The sequence below is a fragment of the Paraburkholderia sp. RL17-383-BIF-A genome, from assembly GCF_046028015.1.
Classification (GTDB): domain Bacteria; phylum Pseudomonadota; class Gammaproteobacteria; order Burkholderiales; family Burkholderiaceae; genus Paraburkholderia.
The window spans coordinates 258,573-279,454 of the sequence record NZ_JARESR010000005.1 but is presented as its reverse complement, the minus strand read 5'-3'; the positions used below and the strand labels follow the sequence as shown (position 1 = coordinate 279,454).

The window sequence follows — 20,882 nt, the reverse complement described above, 5'->3', positions numbered from 1 at the left end:
GGAATAATCGCTGAAGCTAGGGCTTCATCTATTTGTATGCTGTTCCTACGGCCGTTCACCGCTCCAGAATCGCCACCACACCCTGGCCGCCCGCCGCGCAGATCGAAATCAAACCGCGTGCGGTGCCGGCCGGTTTGTCGAGTTGCGCGAGCATTTTCGCGAGGCCGGCGACAATGCGTCCACCTGTCGCGGCAAACGGATGACCCGTTGCCAGCGAGCTGCCGTTCACGTTCAATTTTGCCCGGTCGATTGCCCCGAGCGCGCCTGGCAAACCGAGTTGCGTGCGGCAATACTCGTCATCCTGCCACGCCGTGAGCGTACACAACACCTGTGCGGCAAACGCTTCGTGGATTTCATACAGATCGAAGTCCTGCAAGCTCAGTCCGGCGCGCGCGAGCATGCGCGGCACGGCGTACGCGGGCGCCATCAGCAGGCCTTCTTTCTTGTCGAAGAAGTCGACGGCCGCGGTCTCGGACCAACTCAGATACGCGAGCACCGGCAATCCGTGCTGCGCTGCCCAGTCCTCGCTCGCGAGCAGCACGGCAGAGGCGCCGTCGGTGAGCGGCGTCGAATTGCCGGCGGTGAGCGTGCCGGCGTCGCGGTCGAACACGGGCTTGAGGCTCGCGAGTTTTTCGAGCGTGAGGTCGGCGCGCAGATTGTTGTCGCGCGCGAGTCCCCGGTACGGCGTCATCAGGTCGTTGACGAAGCCGCGTGCGTACGCCTGGTTGAGCTTGCGGTGGCTGTCGTAGGCGAGCACGTCCTGCGCCTCGCGCGAAATGTTCCAGCGCTTGGCCATCAGCTCGCAATGCTCGCCCATCGAGAGGCCCGTGCGCGGCTCGCCGTTGCGAGGCAGAAGCGGCTTGAAAAACATGCCGGGCCGAAGCTTGGTCAGCGCGCCGACGCGTTGCCCGGCGCTTTTGCCGCGATTCGCCTCGAGCAGAATTTTGCGCATCCGCTCGTTGACGCCGATCGGCGCGTCGGAAGTCGTATCGACGCCGCCCGCAATGCCCACCTCGATCTGTCCCAACGCGATCTTGTTGGCGACGAGAATCGCGGCTTCGAGTCCGGTGCCGCAGGCCTGCTGCACGTCGTAGGCGGGCGTTTCCCTGGCGAGCGTGGTGGACAGCACGGATTCGCGCGTCAAATTGAAGTCGCGCGAATGCTTGATGACGGCGCCCGCCGCGACTTCGCCTAGCCGTTCGCCGTGCAGGTTGTAGCGGTCGATCAGGCCTTGCAGCGTGAAGGTCAGCATGTCCTGATTCGACGCGGTCGCGTAGGCGGTGTTCGAGCGGGCGAACGGAATGCGGTTGCCCCCGACAATGGCGACGCGGCGTACGGCTGGCTGCGGGTTGGACATGCTCGGCTCCTTCGGGTCGTTCCCTGGTTATTGAATGGGCGAATGGTGCGACTGCTGCGATGATCGACTGCGGCGGTCCTGATCGTGCTGACCGTTCTGACCGTCCTGATAGAACAACGATTTCAGCCGGTTCTGATTCCATGACTCGATGCACACCGCGCGCACCTCATTGCAGTCTCCACTGCATGCGGCCGCGCAAATGCGGCTTTTGCCCGCTGATGTCGCGCACTTCGATGTCGCGTTCGATCAGCGAAGGCGACGCGCTCCACAGCGACGCTTCGCCGGGCAGCAGCATCGGCAGTTTGAATTCGGCGCTGAGCGTGGCTTCCGCGAGCGGCTTGGGCGGTTGCAGTGCGGAGGCGGCGCGCGCCAGCGTCCACATGCCATGCGCGATGGCGCGCGGAAAACCGAACGCCTTCGCTGACAAAGCGGTCAGATGGATCGGGTTGTAGTCGCCCGATACGCCGGCGTAGTCGCGGCCCAGTTGCGATGCGAGTTGCCAGCGCGCGATGCGTTGCAGCGGTTCGGGCCCGAGTTCGAGCGGATCGAGCACACTGCCGCTCGCCGGCACGCCGCGCTTCAGATAAACGCTGTCGCCGTCCCACACCGCTTCGCCGCGCCGGTACATGCGGGTATGGACCACGAACGCCTGGCCTTTGTCGTGGCGCAGCAGCGCGCCGAATTCCACCTCGACGCGCAGCATGTCCTTGTAGGCGAGCGGCCGGCGCAGGCGCACGTGGTTGGCCAGATGCACGAGTCCGAGCGCCGGCCACGGAAACGCCGGGTCGGTCAGCATCAGCAGATGCAGGGGAAAAGCGAGCAGGTGCGGATACGTGAGCGGCACGCCGTGCTCGGGGATGAAGCCGCACACGCGCGCATAGCGCCAGATCGGGCCCGGGTCGAGGGGGACGGCGGGGCGCACGAGGCGCAGCGGCGGCAGATGCGTCTCGCGCCCGCGTTTGACGACGCCGGACAACGCGCGCGCGTAGAGCTTCGCGGGCGCCGGCAAGGTCTCGATCACGACGGTCTTCGGCCGCGCCGTGTTCGAGGCATGACCGCCGCCGAACGGGTGCCCCGGCTCGCTCATGATCACGCTCCAATCAGGCTTTGACCGCACACGCGCACGACCTGGCCGCTCACGCCGGCCGATCCCGGATGCGCGAGCCACGCGATGGTCTGCGCGACGTCGACCGGCTGGCCGCCCTGGCTCATCGAATTCATGCGACGACCGGCTTCGCGGATGGTCAGCGGAATCTTCGCGGTCATCTGCGTCTCGATGAAGCCGGGTGCCACCGCATTGATCGTGATGCCACGCGCGCGCAGCGACGGCGCCATGCTCTGCACCCGGCCGATCACGCCGGCTTTCGAGGTGGCGTAATTGGTCTGGCCGAGATTGCCGGCAATGCCGCTGATCGACGACACGCCGATGATCCGGCCGCCGTCGCGCAGAATGCCGGCGGCGAGCAGGGCGTCGTCGATCCGCTCCTGCGCGGACAGATTGATGTCGATCACGCTTTGCCACGCGGCGTCGGTCATCTTCGCGATGGTTTTGTCCTTCGTGATGCCGGCGTTGTGCACGACGATATCCACGCCCTGTTCGTCGAGCGCGGCGGCGATTTGCGCGGGCGCTTCGGGGGCGGCGATGTCGAACGCGAGCGCGGTGCCGTTCAGCTGACGCAGGGTCGCGTCGAGCGCCTCGCGCGCTGAAGGAATGTCGATGCCGATCACGTGCGCGCCTTCGGCCGCCAGCACGCTCGCAATCGCGGCGCCGATGCCGCGCGCGGCGCCCGTCACGATCGCGCGCCGGCCCGCGAGCGGTTGCTGCCAGTCGAAAGCCGGCATGGCCTCATGGCCCGCGCCGGCAGCGGCGATGCGTACGACCTGACCCGACACATAAGCCGAACGTGGTGACAGAAAGAATCGCAACGTCGCTTCCGCACCGTTCTCGGCGCCTTGCTCCACATAGACGAGATTGGCGGTGATGCCACGCCGGGCTTCCTTGCCGAGCGAACGCGTGAGGCCTTCGAGCGCGCGCTGCGCGGTCCACTGACGTGGCGTCGCACAGCTTTCCGGCGGCCGTCCCAGCACGATGATGCGCCCGCACTTGCCGAGCGAGCGCAGCGTGTCGTGAAAGAAGCCGTGCAGCGGTTCGAGCTGGGTGCTGTCGTCGATTCCGCTCGCGTCGAACAGCAGGGCCGCGAGCTTGCCTTGCGATGCAGAGTCGGCAGGTTCGAAACGGCCCGTCATGAGACCGTGGCGATTGGCGAGCGGCACCCATAGCCCGACGCTCTCATGCGCGACGCTCGTCACGCCGATGCTGGCCACGAGATTTGCGAGCGCGTCGAGCAACTGCGGTTCACGGCCCGCACCGATCGCCACCAGACCGCCGAACTCGGGCTGGTCGGCGCGAAAGCGGCGCAGCACCTCGGGCTTGGGCAGGCCGAGCGAGCGCGCAAGACGCGCGCCGAACGGCGAATTGACGAAGTTCAGATAAGAGTCGTTCATATTATTGGTTGCTCCGCTGGCCACGCCTCGAAGGAAGCCGCCCGCCCCGAAGGAGTTCGCCTTTGGGGAGCCGGGGGCGTCGAACGTGTGTCAGTGTGCACCGAGTTCGGCGCACGCGGCGCGCCTTGCCCGGATGTTTTTTTCAAGCCCGCGCAGGGCTCAGGCCGCGAGCTCCAGCGCCTTTTCCAGAGTCTCCTTGCGCTTTTGCAGGTTGGCGAGCATGTCGAAGTCGGCGGGGAAGTCGTCCACCTTCACGACTTGCGCGCCATAACGCGCGTAATCGTCCAGCACGCGGCGCTCGTCGGCGTCGAGCAGGCCTTTTCTCTGTGCCGCTTCGGTCCATGCGGCCAGTTGCGGCAGGCTCTGCGGCATTGGTTCGAGCAGGCCTTGCTTGACCGCTTCACGCAGCTTCTGGTCGATCTGCGTGAAGCGCGGGTTCAGCTCGAACACCAGCTCGCCGTAACCGAGCGCGTCGACATCCGGATGCGGCACGTACGAATCGGACACCAGACGGTTGCGCGCGGCGCCAGGTGTCTGCATGAGTTCCGCGATTTCGCTGCCGAGGCGGTCGGACGGTTCGCGGTGGGGCAACCCGAACGGGAACGCGAGCACGCGCACGAGGCCGGCGGCGAGGCGGTTCGGATAGTTGGCGAGCACGCCGTCGAGCGCATGTTGCGCCTTGTACAGCGAATCCTCCACGCCCCAGCGAACCAGCGGCAGGTCTTCTTCCTGACGGCCTTCGTCTTCGAAACGCTTGAGCGTGGCCGAGATCAGATAGAGCTGCGAGAGCACGTCGCCCAGACGCGCGGAGATGCGCTCACGGCGTTTCAGGTCGCCGCCGAGCACGAACATGGAGACGTCGGCAAGCAGCGCGAACGCGGTGGACAGGCGCGTGGTCGCACGATAGTAAGCATGCAGCGGTGCATACGCCGTGCGCGGTTTGACGATGAACGCGCCACCCGTCACGCCGTACACGAAACTGCGCACCACGTTGGACAGCGTGAAGCTGACGTGGCCGAAGAACGCCGCGTCGAAATCGCGCAGCGCGCGGGTGCGATCCGTTTCGCGCGTGGCGGCCATTTCCTTCAGCACATACGGATGGCAGCGGATCGCGCCCTGGCCGAAAATGATGAGGCAGCGCGTGAGAATGTTCGCGCCTTCCACGGTGATCGCGATCGGCACCTGCTGATAGGCGCGCGCGAGAAAGTTCGACGGCCCCATGCAGATGCCCTTGCCGGCGGCGATATCCATGCCGTCGTTGATGACCATGCGGGCGCGCTCGGTGATGTGATATTTGGCGATCGCCGAAATCACCGAGGGCTTTTCGCCGAGATCCACCGCATGCGCCGACAGGCGGCGCGCGGCGTCCATCACGTACAGGTTGCCGCCCATGCGGCCGAGCGCTTCCTGCACGCCCTCGAACTTGCCGACGGCGGTGCGGAACTGGCGGCGAACCGCGGCGTAAGCGCCGGTGCCGCGCACGGCGATTTTCGCCATCCCCACATTCGAAGACGGCAGCGAAATCGCCCGGCCCGCGGCCAGACATTCCATCAGCATGCGCCAGCCGTTGCCGACCTGAGCGCGCCCGCCGATCACCCAGTCGAGCGGAATGAAGACGTCCTTGCCCGAGTTCGGGCCGTTCTGGAACACCGCGTTGAGCGGCCAGTGACGGCGGCCGATGTTCACGCCCGGATGGTCGGTCGGAATCAGCGCGCAGGTGATGCCGGGTTCGTTGTCCGTGCCGAGCAGATGGTCGGGATCGAGCGCGCGAAACGCGAGGCCGAGCACGGTGGCGATCGGTCCGAGCGTGATGTAGCGCTTGTCCCACGTCACGCGAAAACCGAGCGTCTCGCGGCCCTCGAACGTGCCCTTGCACACGATGCCGACGTCCGGAATCGCCGCCGCGTCGGAACCCGCGTATGGGCTCGTCAACGCGAAGCAGGGGATTTCCTCGCCGCGTGCGAGGCGCGGCAAATAGTGGTTTTTCTGCTCGTCGGTGCCGTAGTGCATCAGTAACTCGGCCGGGCCGAGCGAGTTCGGCACCATCACCGAAACGGCGGCGGCCGAGCAGCGCGTGGCGAGCTTCATGATGACCTGCGAATGCGCGTAGGCGGAGAACTGCTTGCCACCGTACTGCTTCGGAATGATCATGCCGAGAAAGCCGCGCTCCTTGATGAACTGCCAGGTGGTCGGCGACAGGTCCTGCCAGACCATGGTGGTTTCCCAATCGTTCGCGAGATCGCACAACTGCTCGCATTCGACGTCGAGGAACGACTGCTCCTCCGCTGTCAGCGTGGCGGGACCGTAGCCGAGCAGCTTGTCCCAGTGCGGGCGTCCCGAGAACAGTTCCGCGTCCCACCAGACCGTGCCGGCTTCGATCGCATCACGCTCGGTCGGCGACATCTCCGGCAGGATCTTGCGGAAGATGTCGAGCACCGGTTTCGCGAGCCACGCGCGGCGCAGCGGCTTGAGCGCGAGCACGAGAGCAGGCAGGACGAATACGATGGCGAGCAGCGTCGTGGCCAGCGGTCCCGCCGCGCCGCTCACATGCGCGGCCGCGACCCAGACGATCATGAAGGCAAGCCACCAGACGGCGCGTGCCTGAACGTAGACGAGCGCGAAAGCGGCGATGACGAGCACTAGGATGAACCACGGCATGACGTTTCCTCCTGTTTCGATGGTGCGTGCGAACGCATCCACGGGGCGCGGATGGTGCGCGTTCTAATGATTTTGTTTCCGGCGAGCGGGATGCTTTGTCGCGCGTCCGGGCGGTGCTTGCGTTTCGCTTTCCTGTCGAGCCTGCTTCGTTGGCGTGTCGCGTTTGTAGTTCGACAGCGCGGCGACGCTTAGGTGCGGGACTTAGACGTCCCGCTCAGGTTGCTGGTCGGGTTGCTGGTCAGGTCGTTGCTCAGGTATGCAGCGTTCATGATGTCCGGTCGCCTTCCTGCTGAGTGTGTATCGGGAACGTGTTGCTTCTCTGATGCTGACCGGCTCTTTAGGGATTGCCGGTCGAGGACTCTTTCGATGCTGCGGCGTGCTTAACGTTGCGTGGGTTGCTTGCATGGTGCGGCGGCGATCCGGTTATTGCCTTGCATGGGCACTCCGTGGCGGACGGCTCACGACAGTGCCGTCCGCCACGGTTTAACGCTATGCCGTGCCGTGAAGCGCCTGCTGAAACGCGCCCGCTTCCATAGTGCCGCCATGCCGTTCGCCTTCCGATACGGACGGAAAGGGCGACGCCGAAGCTGATTCGCCCGACTCGCGTGCCGCGCTCGCCGCGCTTTCCGTGCCGTCTCCAGTCGCGCATTCCGAGCCGCCTTCAGTCGCGTCGCCGAGCACCGCGGCGAACACGGCCAGTTGCGAGCCGTCGGGCAGCGGTGCCTTGAGCGCGGCCACCATCAGCGAGGCGAGGCGTGCGATGAGTTGCAGATCGTTCATCGACTTGCCTTGCGAAAACTCGGAAAGCAGACTGTCCGTGTCGGTGCCGGCCAGCACGCCCGAGAGCGCGCCGATCGCGAAGTGAAGGCGCCAGCCGAGTTCCTCGCGCGGCAGATGCGGCAGCGCGCGTTGGAACGCATCGAAAAAGCGCACCGCCACGGAAGCGTAATGCCCGTTCAGAAAGTCGCGAATGAACGACGACGGGTCGGTATAAGCGCGGCCGAGCAAACGCAGAAACGCCTTGCCACCCACGCGCGGATCACGTGACAGGCGCAGCGCCGGAATGAACATCGCGCCGAGCACATGCTCGCAGGTCAGGCGCTCGCCGAGCATGGCGTCGAAGCGGTCGAGCAGCTTGAGCCGCTCCTGATTGAGACGGTCGAGACGGCGTGACAGCATCGAGTGGATCAGCGACTCCTTGCTGCCGAAGTGGTAGTTCACTGCCGCGAGATTCACTTCGGCGCGCGAAGTGATCTGGCGCAGCGACATGGCCTCGTAGCCGCATTCGATAAAAAGCGTTTCGGCGGCGTCGAGGATGCGGGACTTCGTATCGCCGGCATGCCGGCCTGTTGTGCGAACTGCCATGTTGCGTCTCCCAGTTGCCGGGCATCCGGCCCGCAAACAAGCGATTCAAATGTTGATTTGAAACAGCCGTTTTTTTCAGGATAAGAAGGAATGATGCTTGCGAGCAAGGGGTCGGTGTCGACTAACTCCTCTAGAAGACCTGACGAAGGTCGAGCTTTCCCTGCGCGCAGTGCGTCAAACCGCGCGGAAATAAAAAAAGGCCGTTCCGATGAAAATCGGAACGGCCTCGTATTGCTTTGCTACCTGTGTTTGGCCCTGCTTCTGTTTGCTGACGCGTGCTTTGCGTCGCGGCGGTTCGAGCCGCCTTTGCAGGCTATTGTGCCTGATAACGCGCCGGCAAAATAGCTGTTTAGTTCGAACGCTTAAAGCTGTGCCGCCACCTGTTTGGCGGACTGCGTCATGTCGATGCCGCGGCGCTCGCGGCTGAACGGGATCAGCGCGGCGATCACCACCGCCACGATGCCGATCACGACCGCCATGATGAGCGCGTAGTTGTTGCCGTGCGCTTCAGCAGCGCTCGCCTGCAACGGGCCGTTGACCGACGCGATCAGATTGCCGAGCTGATACACGAGACCGGGGAACGTCGCGCGAATTTCGTCGGGCGAGATTTCGTTCAGGTGTACCGGAATCACACCCCATGCACCCTGCACCGAGATCTGCATCAGGAAGGCGCCGAGCGCGAGCAGCACCGGCGTGCTCGAGAAGGCCCACAGCGGCAGCACCGGCAACGCGATCAATGCGGCGATGAAGATCGCGCGTTTGCGGCCGATCTTCTCGGACAACGAACCGAAGAACAGGCCGCCGCAAATCGCGCCGACATTCAGCGTGATCGTGATCCACGAGACCGTATGCGCGTCGAACTGATGCTGCACGCGCAGGAAGGTCGGATACAGATCTTGGGAGCCGTGCGAGAAGAAGTTGAACGCGGTCATCAGAACGATCGCGTACAGCGACAGCTTGATGTTCTGCCTGAGCGTGGCGACGAGACCCGGTCGCGCTTTCTTTTCGAGCGTCTTGAAGGCGGGCGATTCCGGCACATGCGCGCGTACGTACAGCACGAGCAACGCCGGCAGCACGCCGACGAAAAACATGCCGCGCCAGCCGATGTATTGATAGAACACGCCGAACACGACCGAGGCGAGCAGGTAACCGCTCGGATAGCCGGCTTGCAGCAGACCCGAGACGATGCCGCGCGATTTCGGCGGCACGGTTTCCATGGTCAATGCGCCACCGACGCCCCATTCGCCGCCCATCGCGATGCCGAACAGCGCGCGCAGCACGAGCAGGGTGGCCAGATTCGGTGAAAAGCCGGAGAGCAATTCCAGTAGCGAGAAGCACGCGATGTTGACCATCAGCGTGGGACGGCGGCCGTACTTGTCGGCGAGCCAGCCGAAAATCAATGCGCCGAGCGGACGCATCATCAAGGTCAACATAATGCCGAAGGCGACTTCGGGGATTTTTGTATTGAACTCCGCCGCGATATCTTTCAATACGAACACCATTAGAAAGAAATCGAATGCGTCGAGTGTCCAGCCCAGATAGGCGGCGATCGTGACGTTTCTCTGTTCCCGTGTCCAGCTCATTGATTGTTCTCCTGAGTCCCCGATATCCCGTGGCCGACCACGGGCGGCTGTGCAGCCCCGTACGCCCCCGTGGCATAGGCTTCGAGCGAGTGTACGCCGACTGTTAAACGCTTGCATGAATGAACGCGCGTTTATCCGTATTAATCCCTGGAGCCAATTTCACGCGGAATCGCGGTGCATGTTTATGCGTCGGGTAAATGTAATTATTGTATTAATGGTGTGTGCAATAGAGACCGTAATCTGTAATGTTTTTCGGCTGTCGTTGCGCTAATCCGGTCAGTTTGACTTAAGGTAATTCGCTTGCAGGTAGAGGTGACACTCCTGGGATTCCGGTTGGCGACGGCGCGCACCGGCGGGTATAACAGCGGCTCGCGCGGCATTCGCGCCGCGCATACAAGGGAGACTAACCAATGACGATTCCGCATATATGCCTGCTCATCGTGGCGCTGCTGCCATTCCCGTGGACCATGCTGGCGAAGGTCAGCAAACGCTACGACAATCGCACGCCGCGCGCTTATCTTGCGAACCTCGAAGGCTGGCGAGCGCGAGCTCATGCGGCGCATCAGAATGCGTGGGAGGCATTGGCGATGTTTACCGCTGCGATCGTCGTAGCCGGACAGGCAGGCGGATCGAGCACGTGGATCAACTGGCTGGCGATCACCTTCGTGGTCACACGGGTGCTGCACGGCGCGCTGTATGTGGCTAACCTGGCGTCGCTCAGGTCGCTGGTCTGGTTCGTCGGTGTCGCGTGCGTGGTGTCGATGTTCTTTGTGTCGGCTCGCTAGGCAAGCGTGAAGGCGCCGCGGCTTTCGCGCGGCGGGTTGGTCCGTCTTATATATGCGTGCAGTGAATCAGTCGAGCTAAAAAATCAATTTGATTCATGTTGCGTCGCGGAATAACATGGTTGGCATTCCACTTGTTTCGCCGTAGCCCACGCGCCATGTCATTCAAATCAATCACTTCCGAGCCAGTACGCCGCGAGCGGAGTCCGTTTGCCGTAGTCGCCGCCGTCACGCTGCTCACGGGTCTCGGCGCCGGTCTCGGCGGCATGCTGCTCGCGTTGCTGCTGCATGGCATTCAGCATCTCGCTTACGGCTACAGCGTGACGCACGTGATCAGCGCGGAGAGTTTTCTGCAGGGCGTAAGCGGCGCCTCGCCTGAACGCCGGCTGCTCGTGCTGACGGTTTGCGGACTCGTGGCAGGGCTCGGCTGGTGGGCGCTGTACCGGTTCGGCCGGCCGCTCGTGAGCATTCGCCAGGCCGTCAAGTCCGACGATCCGCAGATGCCTGTAGCAAGCACGACGGTCCATGCCGTGCTCCAGATCGTCACCGTCGCGCTGGGCTCGCCGCTCGGCCGTGAAGTGGCGCCGCGTGAAATCGGCTCGGCGCTGGCCGGCTGGCTGTCGAGGCGGGCGGGCCTGTCGGTCGCGCAGAGCCGGATCATGGTGGCGTGCGGCGCGGGCGCCGGGCTGGCCGCCGTCTATAACGTGCCGCTCGGCGGCGCGGTGTTCGTGCTCGAAGTGTTGCTGGGCAGCTTCGGCTGGCCCGTTCTGGTGCCGGCCATCGTGACTTCGTCGGTGGCGGCGCTGGTCGCTCAGGTGGGCCTCGGCAACGAGCATCAATACCTCGTGCCTTCGCTGACGCTGAGTTCGTCGCTCGTGGTGTGGTCCGTGGTGTGCGGTCCGATTTTCGGCGCGGCGGCGTGGAGCTTCGCGGAACTGATGCAACGCTCGCGTGCGGCCGCGCCGAAAAATTGGCGCCTGCCGGTGTTGTCGCTGCTGAACTTTGCGATGATCGGCGTGCTGGCAATGCATTTCCCGCAGTTGCTCGGCAATGGCAAGGGCCCCGCGGGACTGGCATTCGATGGTGGCCTGACCGTGAGTCTTGCCGCGATGCTGCTGGTGCTGAAGGTAGTGATCACCGCGAGCAGTCTGCGGGCAGGCGCGGAGGGTGGCTTGCTCACGCCGGGGCTTGCGAACGGTGCGTTGCTGGCGATCGTGCTCGGCGGATTGTGGAGCATCGTGTGGCCGGGGGCGTCGCTGGGCGCATTCGCGGTGGTCGGCGCGACGGCATTTCTCGCCGCCTCGATGCAAATGCCGATCACGGCCGTGGTGCTGATGTTCGAATTCACCCGCGTGAGCCAGGATTTTCTGATTCCCGTTCTGTTCGCCGTGGGCGGCGCACTGCTGGGGTTTCGCGCGTGTGCGAAGTGGGTGCCGGCGTTGCAGTCGAGCTTTGGCTTGAACTGGAGCGGGGCAGGTAAAGCGCGATGAGGATTCAGCCTTTGGCCGGGTGGCATGTTGAATGTCACTCTGCCGCAGGCGAAGTTGGGCAGGCATCAAGAAGCGTCGCCAGAAACAAAAAACCCCGCGAAGCGCAAAGGCTCAACGGGGTGCTTTGTTTCACTTGAAGAGGGGTGGTGCCCAGGAGAGGACTCGAACCTCCACGGTGTTGCCACCGCTAGGACCTGAACCTAGTGCGTCTACCAATTCCGCCACCTGGGCACGTCTTCAAGCTAGACCGCTATTTTAACGTGATGATGCAGCGTGTCAATCCCTACATGCAAACTAACTTCGCTTCACTCAACCGCCCGGATAAGTCGTGCAGCGAAGCGATACTTCACTGCTCGACAACCGTCCTGCAGACTACCTCCAACTACCTCTTGACCACGCAATCCCACTCCGAATAACCGGAAGCAGATCGCGATGTCTCACACAAAAAGTAAAGCCGCTCGTAAGCGGCTTTACTTTTGAATCTGGTGCCCAGGAGAGGACTCGAATGAATGATTTAATGTATTGATTATAAATTAAACAATTGTATGAATGCGCGCTTGATGTACTAATCAATGTACTATAAGTTCAATGGCTTGATCGGTGGCGCAGGGTGGTGGCCGACTGGCTTAGCGCGTTCTGAACTGTGGTAATTTCACGATGGTGCCAGCTGCGGCATCATTTTCCAGTGTTGCTCAAGCGCAACGGGTCAGTCGTCGTCGCAGAGCCAGCCGCAGAGCAAGCCGTCGTCCGGATGACTGAACCGTACAGATCGTTTCCGCGTGAAAGGCGCAAAAGGCACATTCCTTTACCAAACGGGTCAAATGCAGGGCGATGACCGCGATCCCCAGAGAGCACTGATTGTCGGCGTCAGCGGCATAGTCGGTGAGCCTTGGCGGAACGTCTGCTGTCGACCGGCTGGATCGTCCATGGGTTGTCGCGTGGGCGTACTGCCGGCGCACCGGGATCCCAGCCGGTCGTCGCGGACCTCACCGCTCCGAATTTGTCGCGGCCGCTACGGCGAACATCAACGTCAGCCATGTGTTCTTTACCGCGTGGTCGCGACAGGAGAGCGAGGAGGAGAACATCCGCGTCAACTGAGCGATGGTTCGCAACGTCCTCGATTCGCTCGGCCGGACATCGAAGCTCGAACATGCGGTGCTGGTGACGGGGGTGAAGCATTACCTTGGCCTGTTCGAAGCCTATGCATCCGGCGCCGTTCCCGATACGCCGTTTCGCGAATCACAGGGCCGCCAGCCAGTCGAAAACTTCTACTACGAGCAGGAGAAGGAAGACCGGCTCTTCGAGGCGGCAGCGCGCGACGGTTTCGCCCCTGAGCGACGCCCGGACATTGATAGCCAGACACTCACGCGTGTAGTTGTCGACGATCGTGAGCGTGCGCAAACGCTGACCGTCAAACAACGCGCCTGCGACAAAGTCCATGCTCCAGATTTCGTTGACGGTGGGGACTGTCTGCTTAGGCTGTCGCAATCTTGCTGACTTGTTTCGCCGGGGCCGCTTGTGCCGCAACGACAGGCCCTGCTCGCGATACAGCCGGTAGACCCTTTAGTGATTATCGCGCCAGCCTTCCCGGCGCAGCATCACGTGCACGCGACGGTAGCCGTGGTGCACACGAGTCTGCGTGATCTCCCTGATGCGTATGCCGAGCGCGCTTGAATCGCTTGCCACGGACTGATAGCTATACACAGAGCGGGACAGCTTCAGTACCCGATACGCATGCCGTTGGCTCGCGCCAAAGCGTTGCATCAGATCCGTTGCGAGTTCACGCAACCGGGAAGGCTTCAGGCTTTTTTGCCAGCACATCCTGCAATATCGCCTTGTCCAGCGACAGGTCAGCTACAAGCCTCTTAAGCTTCGTGTTCTCTTCATCGAGCTGCTTCATGCGCCGGACTTCCGAAGGCGACAACACGCCGAACTTCGTACGCCAGTTGTAAAAGGTCGCATCGCTGATGCCCATTTTGCGACACACCTCCGCTACCGGTGTACCCAGCTCGGCCTGCTTCAGCGCGTATGCAATCTGCTCGTTGGTGTACCTGCTCTTCTTCACGAGCATGACCTCCAGGTCACAGTTCATGAATCATGCCGGATTTTTCCATTTCTGGATGGTCCAGTTTTCCGGGTCAGCCTCACCAATCAGCGGCCCCAACCGATGCAACCGGCCTACGCTTGTCACTGATCGGCGTGAGCGTTTGAAGCCGTGCCGGCTCAACTGTGGCCATGGCGCTTGCCTGCCTCTTCGAAGCGGCCAACGCACGATGCATCATCGCGTGTGTTGGTTCCATGCTACGCGGCGCCTCCGCCGTTCGGATGTCGCACACCTCCCCGTCGTTCAACCGGAACACCGACACCGCTGCCGTCAATGCTCCGGCCTGGTCCTCGAGCGATTGTGCCGCCGCCGCCGCTTCTTCCACCAGCGCCGCGTTTTGTTGGGTCACTTTGTCCAATTGCGTGACCGCGCGTGCCACCTGTTCAATGCCGCTGCTCTGTTCCTTCGATGCTGCCGCTATTTCACCCATGATGTCCGTGACACGCTGTACTGCGCCGATGATTTCCGACATGGTGCGGCCGGCGTCACTCACCAGTGAGGTACCTGTCTGGACGCGCGTGACCGACGTGTGGATCAATTCCTTGATTTCCTTTGCCGCTGCAGACGAGCGTTGCGCGAGGCTGCGAACCTCCGCCGCCACGACTGCGAAACCTCGCCCTTGTTCTCCGGCGCGTGCGGCTTCCACTGCGGCGTTCAGCGCCAGGATGTTGGTCTGGAAAGCGATACCTTCGATGATCGTGATGATGTCGGCGATCTGTGTCGAACTTTGGTTGATATCGCCCATGGTTACGACCACTTGCGACATGACCGTGCTGCCCTTGTTCGCGATATCTGAGGCATGGGCCGCCAGCGAGCTTGCCTGATGGGCGTTTTCCGCGTTTTGCATCACCGTGCCCGTCAGTTCGTCCATGCTCGCCGCTGTCTCCTGCAGCGCCGATGCCTGCTCCTCTGTCCGCGATGACAGATCGGCATTGCCCGCTGCTATCTGCTTTATTGCGGATGCAATGGACTCGCTGCCCGAACGCACCGTGCGCACGGTGGTGACCAGACTTGCCTGCATCCTCGCCAGACCCGCGAGCAGTCGTCCCATCTCGTCATGCGACGTGACGGTCAACTCGCGGTGAAGGTCGCCAGCGGCGATTGCTTCGAACTGGGTAAGCGCTTCGTCCAGCGGGCGCCCGATCGAACGGCGCAGCGAGAGCCACGAGAGCACAGCGGCCGCTAGGCCGAACAGGATGGAGACGAGGCTGATCACGCGGAATACGCCGTATCCTTCCTGCGAAATCTCGTAGGCGCTCTTTGCGGAATCGAATTGATACTTGTGAAGTGCTTCGCCAAGTGCGGCCAGCTCGGTGAATGCGACCTGCATGGCCTCTGCGATGGCTACGACCTTGTCCGCATCGTTCGCCCTAATGCTGGCGTAACCGTCGTCCATGAGTTTTTGTAGCTCAAGTCGTTTGGCTTCGAAGGACCTGGCCAATTGGTGTTCTGCCGGACTATGGGGCAGCGCAACGTAGCTCGCCCACTCCTTGTCGGCCTGCGTGCGCATCAACGCGCCGCGTCCAATGGCCATTTCCGCGCCGGGTTTGGCGATAAGTAAGGCTGCACGATCGAAGCTGATCCGCTCCTGGGCGGCGAACATTTCCGCGTTGCCGGCCGCAATCGCGCTGGGCATCTGGTCCATGAAAAGGCCGCGGGTCGTGTCATTGCCGAGGCTCATTCCCCAGAGTCCCAGTCCGCCGATCGCGATCAACAACAGACCCAGAAGGGCCATGGCGATGCCAAGGCGGCCTTTAATCGTCGAAAACATGTTTGTCTCTCTTTGTATCACACCGATATCGAAGCGGTGGTGCGTCGATGCCAGGTAAACCTGACCGAAGCCGACGACGTTCTTCAGTCCAATCCCCTCAACGGCAACCATGAGCGTCATCTGAGCGAATGCTTGAATCGTCTTTACGTGAAGGCCTGCATTCCAGTGCTCCTCCGGCGGCGTAAATTAATCGCTAGTCTAGACATATGTCAATAGAGGCGTCTACGTAGTTGTCAGCTTGTTGGGCCCAGGTAAGCGTCAGTGGATCCTGTCCTGAATCTGGCGCTCAGGGGCGTGAGCGTGTTGCCTTCGTGTAACAAGCGACCTTGAGGGGCGTTCGCATCGAACTGGACGTGAGCAGGGTCAACGTCCAGCGGATCCTGCGATTCGAACTCGGAGGTGGCCGATCCTGATTGCCTCGGACGTTCGCGCTTACTTGGCCGGGTCCTGTGGTGATACAAGTCGATCGACTGGTTATTCCGTTCGTTTTCGCGGCGCGTGACCGCTCCACGTTGAATATTCTTCATCGGGACGGATCGGGCTTCGCGGTCTGGGGCAACTATTTTGAGTATGCCGGCTTCGCTGACGATCTTGACGCGCCGATGGATAACTAACCGTGAAGTTTCGTAACGGCTACGGGTTCGCACCGGCTTCGTCGAAGAATCCGGCTATACCGACCTTGTGCTCACCGTTTGGAGTAGTTGGCCGATCGGCTGACTATCAACGGGAACATCTTAGCCGGGCTTTCGCTCAGGAACGGCCGGGGCGTCAAGATCGATACTTCCATGAAGTAACGCCGGTCGCAGATGCCGGCGCGCACCGCGAAGCCTTCTGGCGGCGTTGCAAGGGAGCACACCCGGTTCGGCTGATCCCACGCACCGTACTCCGCGTCTTTGTCACCCCCTCCACTCACCAACGTGATCGATTCTGTTCCGCACAGACGACGTCGAAGTATGTGATGTTGCACTGCAAGATTGACATGTGTCTAGACTATTGATTAGTTTACTCGCCATGACAAGCGAATCCGCTTAAGAACGAGGAGATCTGGATGAAGGCTGCCGTCTGGCATTTTGGAAGAGAACCGGCGATTACCGTGGAAGAGGTCGCGTTACTGCCGCTTCGTTCGCGTGACGTAGTTGTACGCGTTGACGCGTCCAATGTATCTATTTCGGACCACCTGCTGCTGGCATTCGATCCGCGCCAGCTTGGCTGGTCCGCACCGCAGGTGCTCGGACACGCCGCGGCAGGAACCGTGGAGGGGGTTGGCGACGACGTGCGCCGCGTGAAGGTGGGCGACCGCGTGATCATAACCAGCACACCAAATTGCGGGGAGTGCTATTTCTGCCTGCATGGCCGTCCGGATCAGTGTGCGGCTATGGTGTTTGTGGGACCGGCGCACGCAGCTTTGCCGGATGGAACACTGATCTACCCGAACGCGAGCGTTGGCAGTTTCGCCGAACTTGCCGTGGTCCCCGAGATTCAGCTCACGTCGGTAAAGACCGACCTGCCGGCAGACCAGCTTTCGTTGCTGGCGAATCCCGTTGGTACGGGTGTGGGTGCAGCCTTGCGCACAGCCCCGATTGCTTCCGGCAGCACGGTTGCAGTCATGGGATGCGGTCCTGTTGGTCTGAGCTATATCCAGGGGGCACGTATCGCAGACGCCGCAAAGATTATTGCAATTGATCCGTTGCCGGCGCGGCGAGCCCTGGCGATGAAATTCGGTGCCACGCATACGGTCGACCCAGCAGAGGAAGATCCCGTCGAGGCAGTGCTGAATCTGTCCACGGATGCTGGTGGCCTGTTGCAGGGCCGGGGTGCCGATTACGTATTCGAATCGGCCGCAGACTCACTTGCTATCCAGCAGGCATGGGCCATGACCAGAGCAACCGGCCACGTGACTCTGTGCAGTGTCTGTCTTGACATGACCACTGCACAGGTCACCTTTCCGGCTCTACCGTTTGCACTGGCGGGTAAGACAGTGCATTCCTGTCAGTACGGATCCCTAGACCAGCGGCGTGATCTGCCCTGGCTGATCGGGCTGGCCGAGCGAGGAAAGCTTGACCTCGAGGCAATGATCGATCGCCGCTATCCCCTTTCCGGGACTCTGGATGCAATGGTCGATGCGAGTACAAGAAGTGTTATCGGACCGACACTGTTGCCATTCGCCTGAGCCGTATTGAATCCCATTTTTATATACCAGTACCGATCTCAAGGAGACTATGAAATGCAGGTGGAGCAACAATTGACGATGGCTGAACAACCGCCGATTTCACACGGCGAGAGTGACCAACGGATCCCTGATGCGGACACGCTGATTTCCAGGGCCGTGGCGTTGCGCGATACGATCCGCGCGCAAGCAGCGGAAGCCGAAGTTCTTGGCCGTTACACCCCTGGTATGCACGAAGCCTTCCTGGACGCCGGCTTCTATCATATGCTGACGCCCCGCATGTACGGTGGCTATGAGACCGATCTTCGGACCTTTGCCAAGGTTATTATCGAAGTCGGAAGAGGAGACCCGGGCACTGGCTGGTGTCTCTGTCTCGGCCATGGTCACGCGTTGACGACCGCGGCGCGCTGGACCAAAAAGGCACAGGATCACGTTTTCAACAACGATACCGGCTACTTTCGTGCCTCGCACAGTCTGGTGCCAGCCGGCAAGGCGGTTCCCGTTGACGGCGGATACCGGATCCAGGCCCGGTCGCCGTACCAATCCGGGGTGCCCTATTCGACTCATGCAACGGTCAACGTTCAACTGGTCGAGGACAACGCAGACCCTGACGCGCCGCCGCGCTTCCTGCAGGTTCTGATCCCAGCCTCGCAATTCGAGATACTGGATGACTGGGGTGGCGACAAGATCATCGGGATGCGTGCGAGCGGTTCAAATACCGTAGTGGTTGACGACAAGTTCGTGCCCAGCGAATTCGCGATCGAAATCGATTGGCTCGCTGAAGCTGAGCTCTGGGAGTCTGAGGGGACGCGTATTCACCACAACCCGATGTACCTTGGTGTCTCGCAGGGGTTTCTGAACCTTGAACTGGTCAGCTGCGTGGTGGGAGCTGCGCGAGCGGCTGTCGACGAATATACGCGCCTGATGCTGTCGAAGCCGGTTGCGATGCCGCCTTACGGTCCTCGTCGAGTAGACCCCATGTACCAGCGCGACCTCGGCACCGCAGTGCTGAAGACCAATGCCGCGGAAGCGCTGGTACTGCATGCTGCCGAAGTCTACACCGAGCATTGCGCCGATGCGGTGAACGGAGTTCGTGCATTCGACCGCAAAAGCGACATCGAGGTGTTCGGGCTCATGCAGGAAGCCGGAAAAATGGCCTGCGAAGCAGTGGAAACGTTGTTCCGCTCCGCGGGATCCTCCTCGGCCGGTAAAGGCCAGCCGATGCAGCGCTACATGCGGGACGTGCTCATGTATCGCACTCATACCACTGCGCAGTTCGACGTTATGGCACAGCGTGTTGGTGCGGTTCAGATTGGCGAACGCAACTCGGTCTGGTAAGGAGCGTCGCACATGGTACATCGTGGACTCACATCCAAAGTATTCATCATTACCGGTGGCGCGTCCGGTATCGGACTCGCAACGGTGCGTCGACTGGTCAGTGAAGGCGGCAGGGTAGCGGTCGTCGATCGTTCTGCGCAGGCATTGCAGCAGGTCGTGGGTGAATTCGACCAGAGTCAGGTTATCGGTATTTGCGCTGATGTGGCAGACCCCAGTGATGTGGAACGTTATTTTCAGGCAACTCTCGAACGCTTCGACCGGGTAGACGGCCTCTATAACAATGCGGGGACGACTGGAAAAAATAGTGAGCTGGTCGACCTTCCGCTGGAAGCATTCGAACACGTTCTGCGGGTCAATGTCGTTGGCACGCTACTCGGAATGCAAAGGATGCTCCAGTTAAGTAAGGAGCGGGGCACTCCCGGGGTTGTTCTTAACACAGCGTCGGGGCTGGCCGTACGGGCGGCGGTGCAGCAGGGCGCTTATGCCGCCAGCAAGGCCGCGGTGATCTCGCTCACCCGCACTGCCGCCCTCGAAGCGGCATCTTTGGGCGTACGCGTCAACGTGATAGTGCCGGGCCCTACGGCAACACCGATGCTTATGGCGAACCCTGCAGAGATGATTGAAAGGTTCGAGCAGCTCATGCCCTTCAAACGGTTTGGCGAACCGGACGAAGTGGCCGCGGCCGCGACGTGGCTGTTGAGTGACGAAAGTTCGTTTTGTACAGGTGCGGTGTTTGTCGTTGATGGAGGACAAGGCGCGTAGTGGCCCGTTCGTTTGGTCGGTGTGGCATGTGTACTTCGTTTCCCCTGACGTCGTGAGGCTGAGACACAAACGATGTTCCAGTTCAATCAGGGCGGAGGTGAGGATGGCGGACAGACATCAAAAGGACGCTGCCTCGTTCAGGGTTTGACTATCAGAGGAGAGTGAAAAGCCGTGAGGGATTTGACGGGAAAGATTGCCATCGTTACCGGTGGCGCGCGCGGTATTGGTCAGGCCATTATCAGGCGCCTGGCTGAGGATGGCGCAGATGTCGTTTGCATCGATATTGGTGCGTCGGATGAGACGTGTTCGATGGTGAAGGCCCTGGGCCGCAAGGCGCTTGGCCTTGTCGCAGATGTTTCGTCGCTCGACGAACTTGCGACTGCCGCCGCTGAGGTCGAAAAGCAGTTTGGGCCGGCCCATATTCTGGTCAACAATGCGGGACTACACCCGCATATGACGACCTTCGATAAGCTGACGCCTGAACTCTGGCGCAAGACGATGTCCGTGAACTTCGACTCGATGTTCTACGCTGCGAAGTGCTTCGTGCCGCAGATGCAGCGAAATCGATGGGGACGGATTGTCAACATGTCGTCATCCGTGGTCAATGTGGCGCCCCCCGGGGGCATTCACTACGTTGCCTCGAAGGCCGGCGTTCTTGGTCTGACCCGTGGTCTCGCCCGGGAACTCGGTGAGTACAACATTACAGTTAATGCCATCGCACCGAGCATTGTCGAAACCCCGGGCTTCGAGGCCATGGGCCTGTCGCAGGACATGCTCGATGCTGTCGTGGCACAGCAGTCCATCAAGACGTTGACACAGGTAAGCGACCTGACGGGAACGGTCGCATTCCTGTGCTCGCAGGATGCCCGGCTATACACGGGTCAGCACGTCCATATCGATGGCGGCATCGTGTTTGGAGATTGACCGGCGTTACCAGTAGGTCACGATAAACGAGGCAAAACCTTGCAATTACCCATTTAGCAGGTTTGGAGACCGAGGT

General features: G+C 61.6%; 13 protein-coding genes, 1 tRNA gene and 2 pseudogenes. 7 read left to right on the top strand and 9 right to left on the bottom strand.

The features are described 5' to 3' along the window. Positions 1-55: 55 nt before the first annotated feature. From P0D71_RS08660 to P0D71_RS08635, 6 genes are all read right to left on the bottom strand, one after another. Positions 56-1,357 (bottom strand): acetyl-CoA C-acetyltransferase, encoded by a 1,302-nt coding sequence (locus tag P0D71_RS08660; protein WP_408186001.1) that lies wholly within the window; start codon positions 1,355-1,357, stop codon positions 56-58. A gap of 166 nt (positions 1,358-1,523) precedes the next feature. Beyond that, complete coding sequence (locus P0D71_RS08655; RefSeq protein WP_408479728.1) at positions 1,524-2,444, bottom strand: MaoC family dehydratase; 921 nt, start codon at positions 2,442-2,444, stop codon at positions 1,524-1,526. Positions 2,445-2,446: 2 nt separating this feature from the next. Then, a complete protein-coding gene (locus P0D71_RS08650; RefSeq protein ID WP_408479727.1) occupies positions 2,447-3,862 on the bottom strand; it encodes a 3-oxoacyl-ACP reductase in 1,416 nt (471 codons plus the stop codon). 159 nt (positions 3,863-4,021) lie between these two features. Beyond that, positions 4,022-6,520 carry an acyl-CoA dehydrogenase gene (locus P0D71_RS08645; RefSeq protein WP_408479726.1) on the bottom strand — a complete coding sequence of 833 codons (2,499 nt, stop codon included), beginning with the start codon at positions 6,518-6,520 and terminating at the stop codon, positions 4,022-4,024. A 489-nt stretch (positions 6,521-7,009) separates the two neighbouring features. After that, positions 7,010-7,885: a TetR/AcrR family transcriptional regulator gene (locus tag P0D71_RS08640; protein ID WP_408479725.1), complete on the bottom strand. Its 876-nt coding sequence runs from the start codon at positions 7,883-7,885 to the stop codon at positions 7,010-7,012. Positions 7,886-8,247: 362 nt separating this feature from the next. Continuing rightward, positions 8,248-9,468, bottom strand: a complete 1,221-nt coding sequence (locus tag P0D71_RS08635) for an MFS transporter (protein ID WP_408185997.1) — start codon at positions 9,466-9,468, stop codon at positions 8,248-8,250. Positions 9,469-9,878: 410 nt separating this feature from the next. On the opposite strand from P0D71_RS08635, the gene P0D71_RS08630 reads away from it, so the two are divergent. Then, on the top strand, positions 9,879-10,253 hold the full coding sequence (locus P0D71_RS08630) for an MAPEG family protein (protein WP_408479724.1): 375 nt from the start codon (positions 9,879-9,881) through the stop codon (positions 10,251-10,253). A 155-nt stretch (positions 10,254-10,408) separates the two neighbouring features. Beyond that, positions 10,409-11,740 (top strand): chloride channel protein, encoded by a 1,332-nt coding sequence (locus P0D71_RS08625; RefSeq protein ID WP_408479723.1) that lies wholly within the window; start codon positions 10,409-10,411, stop codon positions 11,738-11,740. A 144-nt stretch (positions 11,741-11,884) separates the two neighbouring features. Here P0D71_RS08625 and P0D71_RS08620 read toward each other — a convergent pair. Beyond that, a tRNA-Leu gene (locus tag P0D71_RS08620) sits at positions 11,885-11,971 on the bottom strand. A gap of 590 nt (positions 11,972-12,561) precedes the next feature. Here P0D71_RS08620 and P0D71_RS08615 point away from each other — a divergent pair. Beyond that, a pseudogene (locus P0D71_RS08615) lies at positions 12,562-13,066 on the top strand (NAD-dependent epimerase/dehydratase family protein); the annotation flags it as partial. Here P0D71_RS08615 and P0D71_RS08610 read toward each other — a convergent pair. Both P0D71_RS08610 and P0D71_RS08605 read right to left on the bottom strand, forming a co-directional pair. After that, positions 13,058-13,805 (bottom strand): annotated as a pseudogene (locus P0D71_RS08610) (transposase); the annotation flags it as partial. The pseudogenes P0D71_RS08615 and P0D71_RS08610 sit on opposite strands and share 9 nt — an antisense overlap. A 79-nt stretch (positions 13,806-13,884) precedes the next feature. Beyond that, positions 13,885-15,615, bottom strand: coding sequence for a methyl-accepting chemotaxis protein (locus tag P0D71_RS08605; protein ID WP_408479757.1), 1,731 nt, complete (start codon positions 15,613-15,615; stop codon positions 13,885-13,887). A gap of 1,048 nt (positions 15,616-16,663) precedes the next feature. On the opposite strand from P0D71_RS08605, the gene P0D71_RS08600 reads away from it, so the two are divergent. From P0D71_RS08600 to P0D71_RS08585, 4 genes are all read left to right on the top strand, one after another. Then, the gene (locus P0D71_RS08600; protein ID WP_408479722.1) at positions 16,664-17,785 is read left to right on the top strand and encodes a zinc-binding dehydrogenase; all 1,122 of its coding nucleotides are present in this window, start codon (positions 16,664-16,666) and stop codon (positions 17,783-17,785) included. A 54-nt stretch (positions 17,786-17,839) separates the two neighbouring features. Then, entirely contained in the window at positions 17,840-19,120 is a 1,281-nt protein-coding gene (locus P0D71_RS08595; RefSeq protein WP_408479721.1) for an acyl-CoA dehydrogenase family protein, read from the top strand. A gap of 12 nt (positions 19,121-19,132) precedes the next feature. Beyond that, positions 19,133-19,882, top strand: coding sequence for an SDR family NAD(P)-dependent oxidoreductase (locus P0D71_RS08590; protein ID WP_408263461.1), 750 nt, complete (start codon positions 19,133-19,135; stop codon positions 19,880-19,882). Positions 19,883-20,053: 171 nt separating this feature from the next. Continuing rightward, positions 20,054-20,806, top strand: coding sequence for an SDR family NAD(P)-dependent oxidoreductase (locus tag P0D71_RS08585; RefSeq protein WP_408263460.1), 753 nt, complete (start codon positions 20,054-20,056; stop codon positions 20,804-20,806). Positions 20,807-20,882 lie beyond the last annotated feature (76 nt).

Coding starts and splice junctions, on each gene's coding strand:
- P0D71_RS08635 (WP_408185997.1), bottom strand. CDS start 9,468: ATGAGCTGGACACGGGAACAGAGAAACGTCACGATCGCCGCCTATCTG.
- P0D71_RS08630 (WP_408479724.1), top strand. CDS start 9,879: ATGACGATTCCGCATATATGCCTGCTCATCGTGGCGCTGCTGCCATTC.
- P0D71_RS08595 (WP_408479721.1), top strand. CDS start 17,840: ATGCAGGTGGAGCAACAATTGACGATGGCTGAACAACCGCCGATTTCA.
- P0D71_RS08650 (WP_408479727.1), bottom strand. CDS start 3,862: ATGAACGACTCTTATCTGAACTTCGTCAATTCGCCGTTCGGCGCGCGT.
- P0D71_RS08590 (WP_408263461.1), top strand. CDS start 19,133: ATGGTACATCGTGGACTCACATCCAAAGTATTCATCATTACCGGTGGC.
- P0D71_RS08600 (WP_408479722.1), top strand. CDS start 16,664: ATGAAGGCTGCCGTCTGGCATTTTGGAAGAGAACCGGCGATTACCGTG.
- P0D71_RS08645 (WP_408479726.1), bottom strand. CDS start 6,520: ATGCCGTGGTTCATCCTAGTGCTCGTCATCGCCGCTTTCGCGCTCGTC.
- P0D71_RS08640 (WP_408479725.1), bottom strand. CDS start 7,885: ATGGCAGTTCGCACAACAGGCCGGCATGCCGGCGATACGAAGTCCCGC.
- P0D71_RS08625 (WP_408479723.1), top strand. CDS start 10,409: ATGTCATTCAAATCAATCACTTCCGAGCCAGTACGCCGCGAGCGGAGT.
- P0D71_RS08660 (WP_408186001.1), bottom strand. CDS start 1,357: ATGTCCAACCCGCAGCCAGCCGTACGCCGCGTCGCCATTGTCGGGGGC.
- P0D71_RS08605 (WP_408479757.1), bottom strand. CDS start 15,615: ATGTTTTCGACGATTAAAGGCCGCCTTGGCATCGCCATGGCCCTTCTG.
- P0D71_RS08655 (WP_408479728.1), bottom strand. CDS start 2,444: ATGAGCGAGCCGGGGCACCCGTTCGGCGGCGGTCATGCCTCGAACACG.